A 20,110-nucleotide genomic window follows, 5' to 3' on the forward strand; every position below is an offset into this window, starting at 1 on the left:
CGCCCAGCCGGGCGCAGACCACCCGCGCGGTACCGACGACGACATGCGGGAAGGCTGCGTCCGGCTGGTCGAGAACCCGGATCCGGATGGCAGGACAGCCCCTGGACCAGCGGGCGGCGGGATGCGTCCTGCCTACTCGGCGGAGCTGATCTGGCGGAAGTAACGGACGGTTGGCGGTGGGCTGAGCTGTACGCGTTCCGGCCGCGACAGCGCGCCCGTCGCCTGCGCTTCGCCCAGCGCCGCCTTGGCGGCCTCGACGTCACCGTCGATCTCGTAGATCACGATGAAGGTGTCGGTGTCGAGAGACTCCAGCCGGCGGGCGGAGACGAAGCCGTCCACCTTGAGGATCTCGGGAAGGTGCTTGTGGTCGTACCAGTCGTGATATGCCGCCAGCTCGGCGGGCGAGGCAGGTCGCGATTCGACGATGAGCACGCCACTGGCCATGGGTGGAGCTCCTTTCGGTCGGGGTTCAGGCGCCCTTGTAGACGCGGCCGTCCTTCATGACGAACCGGACGTCCTGGGTGACGATGATGTCCTGGGTCGGATCGCCGGGAACAGCGATGACGTCGGCGAGGTAGCCGTCGGCGACCCGGCCGAGTTCGTGGTCGCGCTCGACCAGCTGGGCGCTCGTGACGGTGGCCGCGCGCAGTGCCTGTAGCGGGGTCATGCCGCGGGTGACGAGGGCGGCCAGCTCCTTGGCGTTGTCGCCGTGCGGGACTGCCGGAGCGTCGGTACCGCAGGCGATCTTCACGCCGGCGGCGACGGCCCGGGGAAGCATGGCCCTGGCCTGGGGGAACACGACGGCGGCCTTCGCCTGCAGCTCCGGCGCCGCGCGGGCGATGTCCATCGCGTCGGTCAGGTAGGTGGTGGACACCAGGAACGTGCCGGTCTCGGCCATCAGCTTCAGCGTCTCGTCGCTGGCCAGGAAGCCGTGCTCGACGCAGTCGATCCCCGCCTCGACACAGGCCCGCACCGCCCGGTCCCCCACCGCGTGCGCGGCGACGCGGATGCCGGCCCGGTGCGCCTCGTCGGCGATCGCGGCGAGTTCCTCGTCGGAGTACTGCTGGGCGCCGGGGCCGGTGCTGTGTGACATCACGCCGCCCGAGGCGGACACCTTGATCACCTTGGCGCCATGGCGGATCTGGTAGCGCACGCAGTGCCGGACCTGGTCGACGCCGTTCGCGATCCCCTCACCGACGCTGAGCGGCATGATCCCCGGAGCAAGCCGTTGGAACACCGTCGGGTCAAGATGGCCGCCGTAGGGGGTGACCGCGTGCCCCGCGGGGATGATCCGCGGGCCTTCCACCCATCCCTGGTCGATGGCGCGCTGCAGCGCGACGTCCAACAGATACCCGCCCGTCTTGACCATCAGGCCGAGGTTCCGGACGGTCGTGAATCCGGCCAGCAGGGTCTTGCGGGCGTTGATGGTGGCGCGGAGGGTGCGGTACGCCGGGTCGTCCTGGACGCCGTGCATCGGCAGCGGCAGGCCCGTAGGGGTCTCCGGCCCGCCGATCAGGAGGTTGAGCTCCATGTCCATCAACCCAGGCAGCAACGTCACGTCACCCAGGTCGATCTCCACCGCGCCGGTGGGGAGCTGGGCGGGGTTGACCGCGACGATCCGGCTGCCCTCGACCACGATCACCGCGGGCGACCGGACCTCGCCGGCATCGATGTCCAGCCACCGGTCGGCACGCAGGACGGTCGGCGCGGTCACGGCACCGGCTCCACGAAGCAGTCGAAGCTGGTGGCACCCGTATCCGGAACCTTCGGCTGGCGCCAGATCTCGACGGGGAACGAGGCCTGGATCATCGAATACAGCAGGCACAGGAGGTTCGTGGCGTCGTCGGGCAGTGCGTCGTACGGCAGCTTCTCCAGGTAGGCCAACACGTCCTCGAGCCGCGGGGTGATCGCGTCGTAGAAGACCTGCATCTGTTCGGTGGTGCTGGCCAGCCGGGTGCCGTACCGCTCGGGCTCCGTGGGCAGGCACCACTTCGCGGCGAACGGTTCGAGATCGGCGAACTCGGCCGGCAGTAAGGCACTCACCGGGACGCTCCCTCGTAGGTGTCGATCCAGTCGCGGACCTCGGCGTGCAGGTGGCGGCAGAGGATCTCCTGGTCGCCCAGGAGGAACCGGTCGACGTACCGGGTCTCGAGCATCATCTGGGTGGCCTCGAGCGTGTTCGCGTCCTGCAGCGCGAACTCCTTGAACGTCACCGCCGACATCTCCTGGGAGATCCGGTCACGGACATTCGTCGCCGGCAGGAAGTAGACGTTGCCCTCGAAGACGTGCGTGTTGTGGGACGTCGGCCAGTAGTGGTACGTCAGGTACCAGCCCTGGCTCCAGATGAGGATCACGAAGTTCGGGAAGAGCTGGAAGGAGTCCAGCCCCCACGGGTCGCACTTCGCCGGGTTCAGGCCCTTCGGCATCTCGCCGAGTTCGGCCTTGTCCCACGGGCCGAACAGGCCGCCGCGGGTCATCGCCTCCATCGGCTTGATCATGTCCGCGTCCATCTCCCAGAACCGGACGCCGGACGTGCTCACGAGCCGGTGCGGACGCTCGATCTGGTAGTGGGGCGCCTCGAAACCGGCCTGCACGGCGGCCTTCGAGTACTTCTCCGGCGACTGGTTCCCGTGCAGGACCGGGGCGTGGTAGAATTCCGCGAAGGCGTCCATGAAGAGCTTCCAGTTCGCCCCGACGGTGGTGCTGTACCCGAAACGGGCCGTCATCCGCTCGAACGGGTAGCCCTCCAGGTCGGTCACCATCGGCCCGAGGAACTCGCGCAGCGACTGTGACGGCTCCCGCGAGAAGTTCACGAAGATGAACCCCGCCCAGACCTCGCAGTGCACCGGCGCCAGCCCCCACTGGCTCCTGTCGACGTCGAAGAACTCGCCCTCCTGCTGGATGAACGTCAGCGAGCCGTCGAGGTCATAGCGCCAGCCGTGGTATTTGCAGGTGAACTGCCGGCAGACGCCCTGACTCTCGTTTTTCGGGTCCTCGGTCCAGACGAGCTTGTTGCCCCGGTGGCGGCACATGTTATGGAAGGCGCGCACCTCGCCCGCCTTGTCCCGCGCGACGACGATCGACGCATGGGCGGCCTTGATGTCCTTGGTGAAGTAGCTGCCGACCCGCGGAAGCTGCTCGACCCGGCCGACGTTCAGCCATGCCCGCTTGAAGATCGCCTCCTTCTCGCGCTCGAAGTACTCAGGCGAGATCGAGTCCTCGTAGGACACCGGGCCCGTGCCGAGCTCCGGGTAGTGCTCGGTCCAGCTGCCTTCCGGTGGTTTCGGGAAACGTGGCATGCGCTGCCTCCTTCAGGGGATCGGCGCGGCGTCGGGAACGGCGCGGCTGTTTTTCTCGCCGTCCGGGTCTGGTAGGACCGCGGGTTCCAGACCGACGCTGTTGAGCACCATGGCGAGGCATACGTAGCTGCCCACCACGAAGGTCAGCTCCAGCAGCTGGCGCTCGTCGAGGTGCGTGGCCAGCCGCGCCCAGGTGGCGTCGTCGATGACGTGATCGTCGACGAGCTGGTCGACGGCGCGCAGCAGGTCACGGTCGCGGTCCGTCCACGCGTCGGCGGCGCCGGCGTCGGCCACGGAGCCCGCGGCCACGGCGGCCGCGGCCACGGCGGCGATCTGCTCGAGTGTCAGCCCGGCGGCCTGCGCCATCCCGACGTGCTGCGCCCACTGATAGCGGCAACCCGTCCGATGGCCGACCCGGAGGATCAGCAGCTCACGGTCGCGCGGATCGAGCGCGCCGTCGTCGAGCAGCTTCCCGCTGAACGCGAGCCACGGCGCACCCAGCCGGGAGTGGCGGGCGAACAGGCCGAGGATCGGCGGCATGGGCGGCGCATCCGCCTCGCCGGACAGGTAGCGGTCGGCACGGGCCAGGTTGCCACGCAGCAGCTCGCGGTCCTCCTCGGTCCACTCCGACACCGGCAGCGGCCCCATCCGGGGGGTGAAGGCTGGCCTCACAACGTCCCGAGTTCGCTCCCGGGGTTCCTGCCGGATCGACGGAGCTTGCGGAGTCGATCTGGGAGGTCCGGCCGCGCTCTCTCCGCGGCCGTCCTCCGGGGTTCCTGCCGGATCGACGGAGTCGATCTGGGAGGTCCGCCTCGGACGCCCACTCCGCTCGTTTGCTCCTATGCTCACAGCACGGACCCGCCGTTGACCCCGAGCACCTGGCCCGTGATGAAGCCGGCCTCCTCGGAGGCGAGGAAGGCGACCGCCGCGGCCAGGTCGTCCGGGGTCCCGAGGTGGCCGAGCGGGATGCTCGCGGCCATCACCTCGTTGGGCGGCAGGTTCCCCGCGGCCTGGTCACGATGCTGCATCGGGGTCTCGATCCCCGACGGCGGGACGCAGTTGACCGTGATGCCGTGGGAGGCATAGGCGCGCGCCAGGGACTTGGTCAGCACCATGACGCCGCCCTTGGCCGCCGCGTAGTGCGCCATGTTCGGCGAGCCGCGCTGGGCGCTCGACGAGGAGATCGTGACGATCCGGCCCCACCGGGCCGCGACCATGTCCGGCACAGCTGCCTGGCAGCAGTGGAAGGTGCCGGTCAGGTTCACCTCGACGACCCGGTTCCACCGTTCGAGCGTGATCTGCTCGAACGGCTGGAAGTCCACGAGGCCGGCGCTGGTCACCAGGATCTCCGTCGGGCCCAGCGACGAGCGGATCTCCGCGAAGGCGGCATCGAGAGCGGGGCGGTCCGTGACGTCGACCGCGAGGCCGAGTGCCTCCGTCCCCTCGGCCCGCAGCTCCTTGGCCACTCGCCGCGCGCCGTGGTCGTCGAGGTCGAGTACGGCGATGCGATGGCCGCGCTCGGCCAGGTGATGGCAGGTGGCCTCGCCGATGCCCGATGCTCCGCCGGTGACCACGGCCACGCGCGCCTGTTGCACCCTGCTACGCGGCATCGTTCTGTCCTTCCTCACTCGAAGACGACTTCGATGACGCGGGTGACGGGCACCGCCCTTCGCCGCCCGCACACGCTCGGACATCGGTGTTCTTCGAACGACTAACGCGTTCTTCACATGACTAACATGGAGTGTGGCCCGAGGCAAGGGCCGCCCCGCGGCGGACAGGGGGAGACTGGGACTGGCGAGGAGCACCGGGAGCAGCGAGAGGAACAGACATGACGCGGGCACGGCGGAGCGCCGTCGACGACTCGGTCACGCGCACGGCGCTCCTCGACGCCACCGAGGCCCTGATGCTCGAGGAGGGCTACGCCGCCGTCACCACCCGCCGGCTGGCGACCAGGGCGGGCGTCAACAACGGGCTCGTCTACTACTACTTCGGCACGATGGACGGCCTGTTCGTCGAGCTGTTCCGCCGCGGCGCCGAGCGCAGCCTGGACCGGCTCCGGCGGGCGATGCGCTCGCCGCAGCCGTTGTGGGCCCTCTGGGAACTGGTCCAGGAGTCCTCGAACAACGCGCGCACGATGGAGTTCACCGCGCTGGCGAACCACCGCAAGGCGATCCGTGCCGAGATCGCCTCCTACTCGCGGACGTTCCGGCGGCTGCAGCTCGAGACCCTCTCGGACGTGCTCAAGGGCTACGGTGTCGATCCCGATCGGTGGCCACCCGCGTCGTTGATTCTCGCCATGGCCGCGATCTCCCGGTTCCTGCACATCGAGGAGGCCTTCGACGTCGACACCGGCCACCGCGAGCTGATCGCCGTCGTCGAGCGCGAGATCCGCGCCCTGGAAGGGGACCGCCGGCCGGCCGACGACGAGGTCGTCGACGCCGTCGCCGGCCGCCGGGCCAGCTAGCCGGCCGCTGGCTGGCCGAAGCTGGCCACCGCGGTCACTGGATCGGCTCGTCCCCGAAGACGGTCGTGCGGAGCATCTCGCGCGGCGAGGCCGCGTCGTACGGCGCCGCCCGGTGCACGACGCCGGTGTTGTCCCAGATGACGGTGTCCCCCACCGACCATTCGTGGCGGTAGGTGAGCCCGGACGCGGTCGTGTGGTCGAGCAGTTTTCCCAGCAACGCCCGTCCCTCGCCGAGATCCATTCCGACGATGTGGCTGGCGTGGGCGCCGATGACCAGCGACCTACGGCCGGTGCGATGCGTCCAGACCAGGGGGTGCGTCGAGGTCGGCCGGGCGCGCCACCGCTCGAGCTGTTCCGGGGTCGGGTCCAGGTAGACCGTGCGCTGGGACGCCTCGAAGGTGTGCACCACCCGCAGCGACGCGAACCGTTCCTTCTCCCCGTCGGACAGCGCGTCGTAGCCGGCGTAGGTGCTGGCGAACTCCGTCTCCCCGCCGTTCGCCGCCACCTGCTTGGCGCTGAGAATGGTCGCCTTCTGCGGCGGCTCGCCGTGCAGCGGGGTGCACCCGTCCATATGCCAGGCGAAGGTGCCCTTGAGGTAGGCCGCCGAGGAGTTCTTCGACTGGTCCAGGGTGACCCGATAGATACCCGCGACCGGGTGGTGTCCCTGCTCGAAGTCAATCTCACCGAGCCGGCGGCAGAACGCGACCTGGTCGTCCGGGTCGAGATGCAGGCCACGGAGGACCAGCACGCCATAGTGCTCCAGTGCCTCGAGGATCGCCCCCGCGCCAGTGTCGTCCTGGGCAAGCCGCTCGGCGTCGACGCCGCTCACCTCGGCGCCGACGGTGGCGGCGAGTGGCTCGCAGGTGATGGTCGTCGTCACGGCGCGGGCTCCAGGTAGCGGTCGAAGTAGGCGGTGCCGGCATCGATGACCCTGGGCTGGTGCCAGACCTCGACCGGCAGCGAGACCATGACGAACGAGTACACGAGGTGCAGCAGGTTCTCCGCCCGCTCGGGCAGCTCGTCCAGCCGGAACTGGTCGAGATACGCCATGGCGTCTCGTACCCGTGGGAACGCGGCGTCGTAGAACGCCTGCATGTCCGCCATCGTGCTGTTCAGCCGCGCGGTGTACCTGGCCGGCTCGCCGGGGATGCACCACCTGGCGGCAAAGGGCTCGAGGTCGGCGAACTCCTCCGGGAGTAACGAGTCACTCATGCCCGGACCCCCCTTCCGTCTCGAAGGTAGGACTGCACCCAGTCGCCGGTGACCTTGTGCAGATGACGAACGGCGATCTCCTGGTCGGACAGCGGGTATTTGTCGATGACCCTGGATTCCAGGCCCATCTGGGTGCCGTCGAGCGTGCCGGCGTCCTGGAGGCCGGCCTCCTTGGAAATGACGGCGGTGACCTCGTGACGGATCCGCTCGCTGGCGGTCCGCGACCGCGGGAAGTAGTACGACATCTCCCACGCGTGCGTGTTGTGGGACGTCGGCCAGTAGTGGTAGGTCAGATACCAGCCGCGCTCGTAGACCAGGATCACGAAGTTGGGGAAGATCTGGAAGTTCGAGATCGACCAGGGGTCCAGCCCGCCGGGGTTGAGCCCCGCCGGCAGGTTGGCCGGGTCGAGCTCGGGAATGTCCGGGCGCTGCCAGGGGCCCATGAGGCCGGCCTCGGTGAGGGGCTCGATCGGGTACATCTGGTCGTGCGGCAGCATGTGCCGCGGCACGCCCTTCCAGCCGCCGGTGCTGACCATCCGGTGTGGCCCGTCAATCTGGTAATGCGGCGCCTTGAAGCCGGACTCGAAGCTGCGCAGGCTCGGTACCTGCTGCTGCGAATGCAGGATCGACGCGTGGTAGTACTCCTGGAAAGCGTCCAGGTAGATCTTCCAGTTGCTGTTGAGATCGGCCTTGAACGCGTACCGCTCGGACACCAGATCGAACGGGTAGCCCTCCAGGCCGCGCACCATCGGCCCGAGGAACTCCAGGAGGGTCTGGCTGGGCTCGTCGCTCAGGTTGACGAAGACGAAGCCTTCCCAGACCTCGCAGTGCACCGACACGAGCGGGAAGTCGGCCTTGTCGAAGTCGAAGAACTCCTCCTGCTGGAGGACGAAGTTCAGCTGGCCATCCAGCCCGTACCGCCAGCCGTGGTACTTGCACATGAACTGACGGCAGACGCCGCTGGTCTCCTCCTTCGGCGTCCTTTCCCACAGAAGTTTGTTCCCCCGGTGGCGGCACACGTTGTGGAAGGCGCGGACCCGGCCGTCCAGGTCGCGCGCGACGATGACGGATGTCTTCGCGACCGCGAGATCCTTCGTGAAGAAGCTCCCCTTGCGGGGCAGCTGCTCGACCCGGCCGACGTTCAGCCACGCCCGCCGGAAGACCGCCTCGCGCTCCAGCTCGTAGAACTCGGGCGAGATCGAGTCCTCGTACGACACGAGGCCGGTACCCAGCCCCGGGTAGCGGTCCGTCCAGCTGGCCTCCGCCGACTTGGTGGCACGTGCCATGGCCCAGTCCTCCGTCGAGGTCGCTCGAGATCACCGATCGAGGGCTTTCTACGACTGACTAACGCTCTCCAAGTGACTAACATAGGCTCGCCGCGAGCCGCAAGACCCCCAGACCGAGCGGCGGGCATGCGGCCATGACCCGGCGCGGCGGCACCGCGGACGGGACGGCTGGTGCCCGGAGGTGGCCGGAGACGGCCGGCGGCGCGGTCGCGATCAGCGGAGATCGGCACAGGGAGTGATCATGCACGAGCAGGAACAGCTGTTCATCGGCGGCGAATGGGTCACCCCGAGCACCGGGGCACGCATCAAGGTGATCTCCCCACACAGCGAGAAGCCGGTCGGAAGCGTCGCCGCGGCCGGCACCGCGGACGTCGACCGTGCCGTCGCCACCGCGCGCCAGGCCTTCGACGAAGGGCCGTGGCCACGCACCGACCCCGCCGAACGCGTCAAGGCAATCCGCCGGCTCGCCACGCTCTACAGCGCCCGGCGCGACGAACTGGCCCAGATCATCACCGCCCAGCTCGGCGCCCCGATCTCCTTCGCCAGACGCGCCCAGGTCGGCCTGCCAGGCTCAATGATCGGCGCGTTCGCCGACATCGCCGCCGCCTACCCCTGGCAGGAGAACCGCCCGGGTGTCTACGGGCAGGACATCGTCCTTCGCCGAGAGCCCGTCGGTGTCGTCGCCGCGATCGTCCCGTGGAACATGCCGCAGTTCCTGACCGTGACCAAACTGATTCCCGCCCTGCTCGCCGGCTGCGCGGTCGTCCTCAAGCCGGCACCCGAGTCACCCCTCGACGCACTGTTCCTCGCCGACCTGTTCACCCAGGCCGGCCTGCCACCCGGCGTCGTCAGCGTCCTGCCCGCCGAGCGCGACGTCAGCGCCCACCTCGTCGGCCACCCCGGCATCGACAAGGTCTCCTTCACCGGCTCGACCGCCGCCGGCCGGCAGGTCGCCACCGCCTGCGCCGCCAACCTCACCAAGGTCAGCCTCGAACTCGGCGGAAAGTCAGCCGCCATCGCCCTGGACGACGCCGACCCAGCCACCGTCGCGAAAGCCGTCCGCTTCTCCGGCATGGGCATGGCCGGCCAGATCTGCAACGCCCTCACCCGCGTACTCGCACCCGCGGGCCGCCTCGACGACTACACGGACGCGCTCACCGCGGAACTCTCGACCATCAGAATCGGAGACCCATCCGACCCGGACACCCAGATGGGCCCGCTGGTAACCAGGCGCCAGCAGGAACGGGTACGCGGCTACATCGACACCGGCCTGCGCGAGGGCGCCCGACTCGCCACCGGAGGCAGCGCCCCGCCCACCGGCCTCGACACCGGCTGGTACGTCCAACCCACCGTCTTCAGCGACGTCACCCCCGCGATGACCATCGCCCGCGAGGAAATCTTCGGCCCGGTGATCGTCGTCCTCCCCTACCGCGACGAGGACGAGGCGATCCGGATCGCCAACGACACCGAATACGGCCTCGCCGGCTCCGTCTTCACAGCCGACACCGCCCACGGCCTCCACATCGCCGGCCGAGTACGGACCGGAACCTTCGGTGTGAACCAGGGGTACTCCATGGACCCGGCGGCACCCTTCGGCGGGGTGAAGGCCAGCGGCTACGGCCGCGAACTCGGCCGCGAAGGCCTCGAAAGCTACCTCAACACCAAATCAATCTCCATCGCCCAATCTCCATCGCCACCGGATAGCGCCGGATAGCAGGCGCGACCCGTCAGCGACGTCGGCGGGCGTTGAGCCGGGCGGCCTGGCGTGTCAGGTGGTCGCGTTCGGCGAGGTTGGGCGCCTTTCGGGCCGCCTCGGCGTACAGCCCCGCCGCCGTCGCCAGGTCGCCGTCGCGCTCGTGGAGATACGCCGCGACGGCGGCGCGGCGCGGCAGGGAGTCGTCCAGCGCGGCGAGCGCCGCCAGCCCGGCACGCGGTCCGTCGGCCTCGCCGACGGCGACCGCGCGGTTGAGCCGGACGACCGGGCTGTCGGTCAGGCGCGCGAGCTCGTCGTACCACTCGACGATCTGCACCCAGTCGGTCTCCTCGGCGGTGGGCGCGTCGGCGTGCAGCGCCGCGATGGCGGCCTGGGCCTGGAACTCGCCGAGGCGGTCGAGGGCGAGGGCCGCCTGCAGGATCTCGACGCCCTCGGCGATCGACGCGGTGTCCCACCGGCCGCGGTCCTGCTCGGCGAGCGGCACCAGGCTGCCGTCGGGCGCGGTCCTGGTGGCCCGCCGGGCGTGGTGGAGCAGCATGAGCGCGAGCAGCCCGGCCACCTCGGGGTGGTCGATCGCCGCCGCGAGCCGCCGGGTGAGCCGGATGGACTCGGCGGCGAGATCGACGTCGCCGGAGTAGCCCTCGTTGAAGACCAGGTAGAGGACGCGCAGCACGGTGGCGACGTCGCCGGGCTGGTCGAACCGCACGCCGGAGACGGTGCGCTTGGCACGGCTGATGCGCTGCGCCATGGTCGCCTCGGGCACCAGGTAGGCCTGCGCGATCTGGCGGGTGGTCAGCCCGCCGACGGCGCGCAGCGTAAGCGCGACCGCCGACGACGGCGTCAGCGACGGGTGGGCGCACAGGAAGTAGAGCTGCAGCGTGTCGTCCACCGCGGGCGCGGGCCCGGGCGCCGGCTCCTCGTCGACGAGGTCCTCACGCCGGCGGCGGGCGGCGTCCGCCCTGGTCGCGTCGAGGAACTTGCGCCAGGCCACGGTGATCAGCCAGCCCTTCGGGTCCCGCGGCGAGTCGGCCGGCCAGACGCGGACCGCCTCGACCAGCGCGTCCTGCACGGCGTCCTCGGCCGCCGCGAAGTCTGCTCCGCGGCGGACGAGGATCCCGAGCACGCTCGGTGTGAGGCTCCGCAGCAGGGCCTCATTCACCCGAGAAGTCACTCTTCACCCATGGCCATGGCACTCGGTGATGGTGGGCGCCGAGCCCAGGAACGGACGCACCTCAAGCCACTCGTGGATCGGCTTCCCGCCAGCCCCGGGGGCGGCCGACAGCTCCCCGGCCAGCTCGATGGCACGCTCATAGCTGTCGACGTCGATCACCATCCAACCGGCGATGAGATCCTTGGTCTCGGCGAACGGCCCGTCAGTGACCGGCGGACGCCCCTCACCGTCGTACCGGACGAACATCCCCTCGGGCGCGAGCGCCTGACCGTCGACGAATTCGCCGGTCCCCTCGAGCCGGGCCGCGAAGTCGTTCATGTACCCCACGTGCGCCGAGATCTCCTCCGGCGTCCACCGGTCCATGGGCACATCGTTGACCGCCGCCGGAGCGCCGCGGTAGTGCTTGAGCAGCAAGTACTTGGCCATCGTGTTCTCCTCGGTCCTGGAGCGACCCATACTGGTCACGTTCACCGCCGGGACGGAGCCAGCCACAAGTTCTCGACATCGCCGCCCGAACTTTTTTCTCCCGTACATGAGAAAGGGTGAGCCGCCTCGCCGCCCTCGGGGTCCACGGCCCGCCGCGAGGTCCCGCACGACGCCCCGTGTCCATGCCCCGTGCCCGTGCCTCGGCCTCGGCACGCGGCTGGCAGTGCCTATGCGACGGTGACGACGAGCTTCCCGGCGGGGTGCCCGTCGGTGAGATGGCGGAGGGCGTCCGACGCCTCGGCCAAGGGGTAGACGCGGTCGACGACCGGGGTGACGGCGCCGGACTCGATGAGCCGGGTCAGCTCCGTGAGGTCGGTGGCGCGTTCGGTCGCGGTGACGTTGCGCAGCCGCTGGCCCACGAACATCGACAGCAGCGGCGCGCGCAGCATCTGCCGGCTGACGCCGCCAAGCAGCCGGCCCTGGCGGTAGCTGCCGCCGACGATCGCCAACGTCCCGTGGGGCGTGAGGGCGCGCCGCAGCAGCGACAGTGGGCGGTCCCCCGCGGTGTCGATGACCACGTCGTACACCGGGCCGTCGCGGTCGATCTCCTCGCGGGTGTGGTCGATGACGTCGTCGGCGCCGATGGACCGTGCCAGCTCCGCCCGTCCCGGGCCGCACACGGCCGTCACCGCCGCGCCGTACGCCTTGGCGAGCTGCACCGCGTACGACCCGACGCCGCCCGTCGCGCCGATCACCATCACCCGCTGCCCCGCCTGGACGGCGCAGCGGTCGCGCACGGTCTGCAACGCGGTCTGCGCCGAGATGGGAACGGCCGCGGCCTGGTCGAACGTCACGTTCGCGGGCTTGCGGGCCATCCGGTCCGCCCGCGCCGCCGTGTACTCGGCGTACGTCCCGCGTGGGGTCGTCCCGTACACCTCGTCCCCGGGCTGGAACCCGGTCACGCCGTCGCCGGTGGCCGCGACCACCCCCGCGAAGGCGCGGCCCCGCACCGAGACCTTGGGCCTGCGCAGCCCGGCCGCCAGCCGCACGGCATACGGCCGGCCAGCCATGAAGATCCAGACACCCGGGTCGACCCCGGCGGCCCGCACCTGGACGAGCACCTCCGCATCGCCGATCGTCGGCCTGTCGACCTCCCGCGGCATGAGCACGTCGGGCGGGCCGTACCCGTCCTGAGCAATCGCCTTCATCGCTGCTTCTCCTCCTCCGGATCCGGGTACTGGAACACGTCGTCGAGCCGGACACCGAACACCTGGGCGATCTGGAACGCCGTCTCAAGGGACGGCGAGTACCGGCCCTGCTCGATGGCAATGACCGTCTGCCGGGTCACTCCGAGGCGCTCCGCGAGCTCGGCCTGCGTCATCTCGCCGTTGGCGAAGCGCAGCCCGCGGATGCGGTTCGTCACGCGGGTCGGCTTCACCACCGCGGGACGCCCCCGCCGTAGAGGACGACCCTGGTGACGCCGCCGAGGATCGCCGACAGCACGAAGCACAGGTAGATCACGTTGGCGATCCAGAAGGTGTCCCATTCGGCCATCGCCATGAGCATCGCGGCGACCGCGCCGATGACCACGAACGACTGGGCGACGTGCTCGCCGAGCCGGCCGATCTCACGGTCACGTTCGTCGACCACCCGGGACGCCCTTGGGTTCGTCACGCCGATCGCGATCTCCACCACGATCGACGCGGCGATGGCCGCGCCGACACTCCACAGCAGCGCCGCGACGTACGGCGCGCCAGACAGCGGACGTCCGTCGGTCCGCGCCGCGACGACGACCACGTAGGCGGCGTACGCGACGACGGAGACGACGAGTCTGATCCACGCCCTCTTCTGCTCGTGTGTCATGCCCGACCCCTCGATGTCCAGAATCTTTGACATCCCGAAGGTAGAGCATCTTTGACTTGATGTCTAGAAAACTTTACATCCAGCTCGGCGATCATCCAGCCCGGCTGTCCGGCGGAGCCCGGAGCCATCCCCGACAACATCGCCCGCGGCGCACCAGACCCCGCCCACGATGGGATCGCCACGGCGGCAAGCGCCGGGCCGGCCCTTCCTGGCGCCGGCCGCTACGGCGCGGTCGCGAGGCGGCGGGCCAGCAGGGCGAGGCGGGCGCGGAACCGTCCCTCGGGCTCGTCGAGACGCCAGCCGAGGATGTCCTCCAGATGCGCCACCCTGGCGGCGACGGAGCTGTGGTGCAGGTACAGGCCGGCGGCCGCCTGTCGTAGCGAGGTCGCCCGGCAGTACGCCTCGAGGACAGCGATGTCGCCAGCCCCGGCCGGCGCCTGGGCGAGCGCGTCAAGGGCGCGGACGTCCGGGTCGGAGCGCAGCCGGTCGACGGGGACGTCGGCGAGCAGCGCGACCGAGCYGAGTTCCGCGTAGTCGACGACCAGTGCGTCGGCCGATCCGGGGGCCGCGAACCTCAGCGCGAGGCGCGCCTGCCGCCAGGAGAGCCGGGCGTCGAGCCCGTCGACCGGGCCGCCGATGCCCACCCGCGGCTGCGCGGCGGCGTCCCAGTGACCGGTGGAGGTCGAGCGGTCGAAGCCACCGCCCCCCTGCCTCCCGCCGGGAGAGGTCTCGTCCCGCTCCTCGTCCGGCAGGACCTCCGCGCCTGTCCGGCTGGACGGGCGCTCGGCGAGCGCGAGGCGCAGGTCGCTGGCAGGGCTCGCCGCCGCGGACCGGTCCTGGAGCAGCACCGCCGCCATCCGGCCCAGGACCGCGACGCGGACGGTGCGCCGCCCGAGCCGGCCGCGGGCCATCAGGGCGACCGCCTGCACTCCGACGTCCATCCCCGCCGGTGGGGAGATCGCCACCGCCCGCACCGCGACGTCAGGCAGCAGCCCGAGCAGGCGCAGCGCCCGAGCCCGGTCCTCGGCCGACTCCCGGTCGGAGAGCACTAGCTCCACCAGGGCCGGGTCGGCGATGTGCAGCGACGGACGGGCCCTCGTGCCGATGGCCCGCGCGGCGATCGCCATCCGCTCCAGGACGATCTCGTCCAGCGGGCGAGGCGGGCCGGGCCGCTCCAGCCACACCCGGCCGCCGTCGTCGCCGAGGCTCATCCAACCGGAGACATGCCCGGGCACCGTGGACCCGTCCGTCGCGGGCTGTGGGGGCGGCGCGGAAGTACCGTCCTGGCGGTACCGCACCTGGCCGGTGTCCGGGGTCTCCAGCCCGGCGCCGCACTCGGCCAGCGCCGCGGTGGCGCGGACCAGGGAGGCGGCGTCGGCACGGGCGGCCACCAGGGCATCGAAGTACGCGATGACCCGGACCGCGCTCTCGGCGTCCGCGTCGAGCGCGGACAGCTGCAGCAGCAGGCCCTTCACCGCCGGCCACCGCCGCTCGTCCAGGCAGCCGTTCGCACACCGGGAGGTTACGGCCTCCCTCGGCGACGCCGCCACACCCCAACGATGGCAACCCGTCACCAGCCATATCCGCGCCCGTCGCCAGGTGGCGGGTGCTGGCGCGCGAACGTCCGACGACTGGCGGATGACCGGGACCCGCGGGTTGGGCAGAGTGCTGCCAGCCACCGTTGAGGGATATCCGCTGAGGGAGATCCGCGATGACCTACCGATTCGACCCCGAGCTGGCAGCTGTCATCCCGATGCTGCCGACGCCTGACTTCACCGACCTGGCCTCGTTCCGTGCCCTGCTCGACGAGTTCAGGAACGGCATGCGGTCCGACACCACCGGGGTCGACGTGCGGGACCTGCGCGTTCCCGGGCCGCCGGGCGCACCCGAGGTCCCCGTCCGGGTCTACCGGCCGGCGCGCCCGGGCTCCGGAACGCTTGCCGGCCTCACCGCCGGCGTGCTCAACATCCACGGCGGCGGGTTCGTGATCGGTGACATCAGCATCGACGACGGGTCCTGCCTGGACCTGGTCCGCGCGCTGGGCGTGGTCGTCGTCTCGGTCGAATACCGGCTGGCCCCGGAACATCCGTTCCCGGCCCCGCTGGAGGACTGCTATGCCGCCCTGGAATGGCTGGCGAAGAACACGGCCGACCTCGGCGTCGACCCGACCCGGATCGCGGTCCGCGGGATCAGCGCCGGCGCGGGCCTCGCGGCCGGGCTCGCGCTGCTGACCCGCGACCTCGGCGGCCCCCCGCTGTGTTTCCAGTTCCTCGGCGTTCCCGAGATCGACGACCGGCTCGACACCCCGAGCATGCGCCGGTTCGTCGACACCCCCATGTGGAACCGGCCCAACGCGGTCATCAGCTGGAACTCCTATCTCGGCGAGGGCGTCCCGGGCACGCCCGGCGTCTCGCCCTACGCCGCGCCGGCCCGGGCAACCGACCTGACTGGCCTGCCACCCGCCTACATCTCGGTGATGGAGTTCGACCCGCTGCGCGACGAGGGCATCGCCTACGCCCAGGCGCTGCTCGCCGCCGAGGTGCCGGTCGAGCTCCACCTGTACCCCGGCACGTTCCACGGCTCGGGAATCGCGGCGCAGGCCATCGTCAGCCAGCGGGAAAACAAGGAGGCGACGGCTGTCCTGGCCGCCGCGCTCGGACTGTCCCCCACATCCGCCGACTGATTTCTGCCCCCGGCAAAGAGGAGCGTGGACATGCGGAGAAGAGTGGTCTCGCCCGTACGACGGACGAGCGCCTCACCGGGACGACGACCGTTGGGCGCGCTGTTATCCGCGTCGCTGGCCCTGGTGGTGTTCGGGGCGGCCTGCGGGTCGGACGACGACACCCCCGCGCCCGCGAACACCACGGCGAACGCCGACGTGCTCGGGCCCGTGAAGGCCGCGAGCGGCGAGCCCGTGAAGATCGGCGTCATCTCGGACGGCGCGACCCCCGCCTTCGATGCCTCCTCTCAGCTCGACGTCGCCGACGCCACCGCCGCCTACCTCAACGAACGGCATTCCGGCTTCGGCGGCCGCCCGATCAAAATCGTGAAGTGCGAGACGCAGGCGGACCCGTCGAAGGCCGCCGACTGCGCGAACCAACTGGTCGCAGGTGACGTCGTCGCCGTCGCCGTCGCCGAGTCTGGGGTGGTCGACGACGTCTGGAAGCCCCTGGCTGCCGCGAACATACCCACGATGCTCTACGGCGCCGGCAGCACCGACGTGCTCGCCGACAGCGAGTCGTCGTTCACCCTCGGCGACCCGACCTACGCGGTGCTCCAGATGCCGATCAGCCTCGCGAAGAAGCTGGGGGTGAAGAAGGTGACGTCGGTGGTGATCGACGTGCCCGCCGCGCTGCACACCGCCCAGGACATCGCGCCGGCGGCGTTCACCAAGGCGGGCCTCGAATACCAGCTCGTCACGGTGCCGCCGGGCACCGCGGACATGACGCCCCAGATGCAGAACGCCATCGACGGCAAGCCCGGCCTCGTGTTCGTCATCGGCAACGACACCTTCTGCATCAGCGCGTTCAACGGACTGAAGGCCGTGGGCTACGACGGCACGATCAGTGCGATCTCGCAGTGCATCACCGACGCCACCCGCAAGGCCGTGCCCGCCGACGTGCTCAACGGAATGGTCGTCTCCGCCACCGTCCCCAACGGCGGCACCGACCCCTCCACCGTGCTCTACGACGCCGTGCTCAAGACCTACAGCCACGGCATCACCGGCACCGACGCGGTCATCGGCCGGAGCATGTTCATGACGCTCGCCGGCCTGGCCACCGCCGTCGAGGGCATCAAGGGCGACATCACTCCGGCGACCGTCAACGCGACCATCCAGGCGATGCCGGAGAAGGAACTGCCCGGCTCGGGCGGCCAGAAGTTCCGCTGCAACGGGAAGGCCGACCCGGCGAACCCGGCGGTCTGCGTACGGGGCGGCCTGTCGACGGCCCTCGACGACAAGGGCCAGCCCTCCAGGTTCGACGTGCTGGGTTCCACCCCCATCGGAGACTGACGGAATCCAGGATCGCCGCCCGGCTTCCTTCGGCAAGGAGCGTTTACTCCGGCAACGCGTAGGCGCCGGCCGCGATGTCCTCCAACAGGGTCGGGCCGGTCGGCGTCCAGCCGAGCAGTTCCCGGGTATGGGCGTTGGACGCGATGGCGTCCATGCCGAAGAAGCGCCCGATCCAGCCGAAGTGGGCCTCCGCGTCCGCCGGCGAGACCGACGCCGTCGGCAGGCCCAGGTAGTCCCCGATGGCGGCGGCGATGTCGCGGGAGGGGATGCCACCCTCGGCCACCGCGTGCACCCGCGAACCCGCCGGTGCCTTCTCCAGCGCGAGGCGGACCAGCCGCGCGGCGTCGGAGCGGTGCACGGCCGCCCAGCAGGTCGCGCCGTCGCCGATGTAGCCGGCCACCCCGGCCTCCTTCGCGATCTTCGTCAGGACCGCGGTGAAGCCGTGGTCCGCCATGCCGTGCACGGTCGGGGAGAAACGCAGGGCCACCGGGCGGACCCCTCGGTCGGCGAACCCCAGGGCGAGGTTCTCGCTGCCGCCGCGCATCGAGTCGGCGCCGTGGAACGGCGAGGCGTCGTCCTCGGTCAGCGGCCGCCCGGCGACGCCCGACGCCAGCCCGGAGGCGACCAGGAACGGCCGGTCGCTGCCCTTGAGCGTGTCGAGCATGCGCTGGACGGCGGCGTGCTCAGTGCGCCCGGCGCCGGCGTAGTCGGAGAAGTCGTGCTTGAAGGCGAGGTGGATGACGCCGTCGGCGGCCTCGGCGCCTGAGGCCAGGCTGTCAAGGTCGTCCAGGCTGCCGCGGTGGGCGGTGGCACCCTTGGCCGCCAGGGCGGCGGCCGACTCGCCGGAGCGGGCGAGGCCCACGACCTGGTGGCCGCCCACGAGGAGCTCGTCGGTGACGGCCGAGCCGATCCAGCCGGAGGCGCCGGTGACGAAGACGCGCATGGTGGGTTTCCTTCCACGGGTATGTCAGTTACTGACATCAACCGTAGCATGACATGTCAGCGCCTGTCATCACTACACTCCCTGATATGGGGCGCTGGCTGCCGGACGCACAGGGGCGGATGATCCGCGCCGCGGTGGAGCTTTTCGTCGAGCGCGGCTTCGAGCAGACCACCGCCGGCGACATCGCCGAGCGCGCCGGCGTCACCGAGCGCACCTTCTTCCGGCACTTCGCCGACAAGCGCGAGGTCCTCTTCGACGGTTCGAAGACCATGGAGCGGACGGCGTATGACGCGATCCTGGCCGCGCCGGCCGACCTGTCGCCGCTCGACGCGGCGCTCGCCGGGGTGGTCGCGGGCGGCAGCCTGCTGGAGGGCCGCCGCGACCACGCCATCCGCCGGTCCAAGATCATCGCAGCCAACCCGAGCCTGCAGGAGCGCGAACTGCTCAAGCTCGCGGCCATGGCCGACACGGCCGCCGAGGCGCTGCGCACCCGCGGAGTCGCCGAGCCCGCCGCCAGCCTCGCCGCCCACAGCGCGGTGACGGTCTTCCAGGTCGGGTTCGCGCACTGGCTTTCCGCCGAGGTCCCCGCCGAAGAGCCACAGGACGTCGCCACCTGCATCGCGCAGGCCGCCGCGGCGCTGCGCGCCCTGACCTGACGGAGCTCCCTGGCCTGACGGGCGCCGCCACCTCTGGGCCACGAGTACGGGACGTCAACGTCCAGGTGACCCGTGTGGGTCCGTCCGGGGCACCCAGGAACGGACGCCGTCAGGGCGCCGGCCGGTGAACCTCCTCGGAACGCGCGGCCGGGCTCGTCGCCCAGCGGACGCCGGCCACCACACCCCAGCCGGCCAGCCGGCCGACGGTCGCCTCGACGACCGGCAGGTAGGGCAGCCGAAGCGGCCACCGCGTCCACGCGGGCATCAGACCGACCGCGGCCACTCCCAGCGCGCTGTATGGCGCCCGGGCCGGGAGGGGGAGCGGCGCGCCGACCAGCAGGTACCGCGCGGCCTGGCGCGCCTGCGGCGTGCCGGCGAGCTCCGCGCGGTAGCCCGCCAGTTGGTCGGACAGTTCCGCCACGGTGCGCGGCGGGCCGTCGATGCCGAGTTTCTCCGCCACCAGACCGGTGTCCAGGACGTACTCGTCCCGCTCGGCCGCGGTCAGCGCAGCCGCGCCGTAGCGCTGATAGGCCGCGAGAAAGCTGTCCACCTCCGCGAGGTGCACCCAGCGCAGCAGATGCGGGTCGGAGGCCGCGTACGGCCGGCCGTCGGGCGCCGTCCCGCGGACGCGGCGATGCACGCCCCGCACCCGGGCGATCGCCCGCTCCGCCTCGTCAGCCGGCCCGAACGTCGTCGCCGACAGGAAGTAGCTGGTCCGCTGCAGGCGGCCCCAGGGGTCGGCGCGGAAGTCCGAGTGCGCGGCCACCCCGGCCATCGCCAGCGGATGCAGCGACTGCAGCAGAAGCGCGCGCAGGCCGCCGACGAACATCGCCGAGTCGCCGTGCACCCGCCGGATCGGGCGGTCCTCGGCGAACCATCGCTCGCCTGCGGCCTCAAAGATCCGCTCGCGCCGCTGTGGGCCATCCGGCCCGGCGACCCGCGCGAAGACCTCGCCGCCGACCCACGAGCGGATCTCGCCCGCATCGACGGACAGCCTGGGCACCCTGGGCAGCACCATCACCCCATCATGCGCGCCGTCCCGTCGACCGGACCGGCCAGAACTG

The 20,110-nt window shown here is 71.0% G+C and carries 22 protein-coding genes; 5 read left to right on the forward strand and 17 right to left on the reverse strand.

Going from position 1 to position 20,110, the window contains the following annotated elements:
* Positions 1-132: 132 nt before the first annotated feature.
* From BCD48_RS07835 to BCD48_RS07860, 6 genes are all read right to left on the reverse strand, one after another.
* Positions 133-444, reverse strand: coding sequence for a DUF4286 family protein (locus tag BCD48_RS07835; protein ID WP_071047647.1), 312 nt, complete (start codon positions 442-444; stop codon positions 133-135).
* A gap of 25 nt (positions 445-469) precedes the next feature.
* On the reverse strand, positions 470-1,714 hold the full coding sequence (locus tag BCD48_RS07840; RefSeq protein WP_071047648.1) for a metal-dependent hydrolase family protein: 1,245 nt from the start codon (positions 1,712-1,714) through the stop codon (positions 470-472).
* A complete protein-coding gene (locus tag BCD48_RS07845) occupies positions 1,711-2,043 on the reverse strand; it encodes a hypothetical protein (RefSeq protein ID WP_071047649.1) in 333 nt (110 codons plus the stop codon). Before BCD48_RS07845 ends, BCD48_RS07840 begins: the two co-directional genes overlap by 4 nt.
* Positions 2,040-3,299 carry an aromatic ring-hydroxylating oxygenase subunit alpha gene (locus BCD48_RS07850; protein ID WP_071047650.1) on the reverse strand — a complete coding sequence of 420 codons (1,260 nt, stop codon included), beginning with the start codon at positions 3,297-3,299 and terminating at the stop codon, positions 2,040-2,042. Before BCD48_RS07850 ends, BCD48_RS07845 begins: the two co-directional genes overlap by 4 nt.
* Before the next feature lie 12 nt (positions 3,300-3,311).
* Positions 3,312-3,971, reverse strand: coding sequence for a carboxymuconolactone decarboxylase family protein (locus tag BCD48_RS07855; RefSeq protein ID WP_116271452.1), 660 nt, complete (start codon positions 3,969-3,971; stop codon positions 3,312-3,314).
* Positions 3,972-4,144: 173 nt separating this feature from the next.
* A complete protein-coding gene (locus tag BCD48_RS07860; protein WP_071047652.1) occupies positions 4,145-4,909 on the reverse strand; it encodes an SDR family NAD(P)-dependent oxidoreductase in 765 nt (254 codons plus the stop codon).
* Positions 4,910-5,127: 218 nt separating this feature from the next.
* Between BCD48_RS07860 and BCD48_RS07865 the strand changes: the two genes are divergently transcribed.
* On the forward strand, positions 5,128-5,763 hold the full coding sequence (locus BCD48_RS07865) for a TetR/AcrR family transcriptional regulator (RefSeq protein ID WP_071047653.1): 636 nt from the start codon (positions 5,128-5,130) through the stop codon (positions 5,761-5,763).
* A 34-nt stretch (positions 5,764-5,797) separates the two neighbouring features.
* Here BCD48_RS07865 and BCD48_RS07870 read toward each other — a convergent pair whose 3' ends face one another.
* From BCD48_RS07870 to BCD48_RS07880, 3 genes are read right to left on the reverse strand one after another with little or no spacing between them, the layout of a single operon-like run.
* On the reverse strand, positions 5,798-6,643 hold the full coding sequence (locus BCD48_RS07870; RefSeq protein ID WP_071047654.1) for a TauD/TfdA dioxygenase family protein: 846 nt from the start codon (positions 6,641-6,643) through the stop codon (positions 5,798-5,800).
* Positions 6,640-6,975: a hypothetical protein gene (locus BCD48_RS07875; RefSeq protein WP_071047655.1), complete on the reverse strand. Its 336-nt coding sequence runs from the start codon at positions 6,973-6,975 to the stop codon at positions 6,640-6,642. Before BCD48_RS07875 ends, BCD48_RS07870 begins: the two co-directional genes overlap by 4 nt.
* Positions 6,972-8,261, reverse strand: a complete 1,290-nt coding sequence (locus BCD48_RS07880; RefSeq protein WP_071047656.1) for an aromatic ring-hydroxylating oxygenase subunit alpha — start codon at positions 8,259-8,261, stop codon at positions 6,972-6,974. Before BCD48_RS07880 ends, BCD48_RS07875 begins: the two co-directional genes overlap by 4 nt.
* A gap of 241 nt (positions 8,262-8,502) precedes the next feature.
* Here BCD48_RS07880 and BCD48_RS07885 point away from each other — a divergent pair, with 241 nt between their 5' ends.
* Positions 8,503-9,975: an aldehyde dehydrogenase gene (locus BCD48_RS07885; RefSeq protein WP_071047674.1), complete on the forward strand. Its 1,473-nt coding sequence runs from the start codon at positions 8,503-8,505 to the stop codon at positions 9,973-9,975.
* A gap of 13 nt (positions 9,976-9,988) precedes the next feature.
* Here the strand turns inward: BCD48_RS07885 and BCD48_RS07890 are convergent, their stop codons facing one another.
* The 6 genes from BCD48_RS07890 to BCD48_RS07915 all read right to left on the reverse strand — a co-directional run bounded on the left by BCD48_RS07890 (position 9,989) and on the right by BCD48_RS07915 (position 14,910).
* Entirely contained in the window at positions 9,989-11,134 is a 1,146-nt protein-coding gene (locus BCD48_RS07890; protein ID WP_071047657.1) for an RNA polymerase sigma factor, read from the reverse strand.
* A 15-nt stretch (positions 11,135-11,149) separates the two neighbouring features.
* The gene (locus BCD48_RS07895; protein ID WP_071047675.1) at positions 11,150-11,572 is read right to left on the reverse strand and encodes a YciI family protein; all 423 of its coding nucleotides are present in this window, start codon (positions 11,570-11,572) and stop codon (positions 11,150-11,152) included.
* Between the two features lie 227 nt (positions 11,573-11,799).
* A complete protein-coding gene (locus tag BCD48_RS07900) occupies positions 11,800-12,780 on the reverse strand; it encodes an NAD(P)-dependent alcohol dehydrogenase (protein WP_071047658.1) in 981 nt (326 codons plus the stop codon).
* Positions 12,777-12,995 carry a helix-turn-helix transcriptional regulator gene (locus BCD48_RS53285; RefSeq protein ID WP_241841581.1) on the reverse strand — a complete coding sequence of 73 codons (219 nt, stop codon included), beginning with the start codon at positions 12,993-12,995 and terminating at the stop codon, positions 12,777-12,779. Before BCD48_RS53285 ends, BCD48_RS07900 begins: the two co-directional genes overlap by 4 nt.
* Before the next feature lie 11 nt (positions 12,996-13,006).
* Positions 13,007-13,468, reverse strand: a complete 462-nt coding sequence (locus BCD48_RS07910) for a hypothetical protein (protein ID WP_198543140.1) — start codon at positions 13,466-13,468, stop codon at positions 13,007-13,009.
* Positions 13,469-13,656: 188 nt separating this feature from the next.
* Entirely contained in the window at positions 13,657-14,910 is a 1,254-nt protein-coding gene (locus BCD48_RS07915; protein WP_071047660.1) for a helix-turn-helix domain-containing protein, read from the reverse strand.
* A 236-nt stretch (positions 14,911-15,146) separates the two neighbouring features.
* On the opposite strand from BCD48_RS07915, the gene BCD48_RS07920 reads away from it, so the two are divergent.
* Together BCD48_RS07920 and BCD48_RS07925 are read left to right on the forward strand one after the other, a co-directional pair.
* Entirely contained in the window at positions 15,147-16,118 is a 972-nt protein-coding gene (locus tag BCD48_RS07920; RefSeq protein ID WP_071047661.1) for an alpha/beta hydrolase, read from the forward strand.
* A 30-nt stretch (positions 16,119-16,148) separates the two neighbouring features.
* Complete coding sequence (locus tag BCD48_RS07925) at positions 16,149-17,447, forward strand: ABC transporter substrate-binding protein (RefSeq protein WP_083418310.1); 1,299 nt, start codon at positions 16,149-16,151, stop codon at positions 17,445-17,447.
* Between the two features lie 43 nt (positions 17,448-17,490).
* Here the strand turns inward: BCD48_RS07925 and BCD48_RS07930 are convergent, their stop codons facing one another.
* A complete protein-coding gene (locus tag BCD48_RS07930; RefSeq protein WP_071047662.1) occupies positions 17,491-18,390 on the reverse strand; it encodes an SDR family oxidoreductase in 900 nt (299 codons plus the stop codon).
* 53 nt (positions 18,391-18,443) lie between these two features.
* Here BCD48_RS07930 and BCD48_RS07935 point away from each other — a divergent pair, with 53 nt between their 5' ends.
* Positions 18,444-19,046, forward strand: coding sequence for a TetR family transcriptional regulator (locus BCD48_RS07935; RefSeq protein WP_198543141.1), 603 nt, complete (start codon positions 18,444-18,446; stop codon positions 19,044-19,046).
* 109 nt (positions 19,047-19,155) lie between these two features.
* Here the strand turns inward: BCD48_RS07935 and BCD48_RS07940 are convergent, their stop codons facing one another.
* On the reverse strand, positions 19,156-20,064 hold the full coding sequence (locus BCD48_RS07940) for an oxygenase MpaB family protein (protein WP_071047664.1): 909 nt from the start codon (positions 20,062-20,064) through the stop codon (positions 19,156-19,158).
* Positions 20,065-20,110: the final 46 nt, after the last annotated feature.

The sequence above is a fragment of the Pseudofrankia coriaricola genome (assembly GCF_001854805.1).
Taxonomy (GTDB): domain Bacteria; phylum Actinomycetota; class Actinomycetes; order Frankiales; family Frankiaceae; genus Pseudofrankia.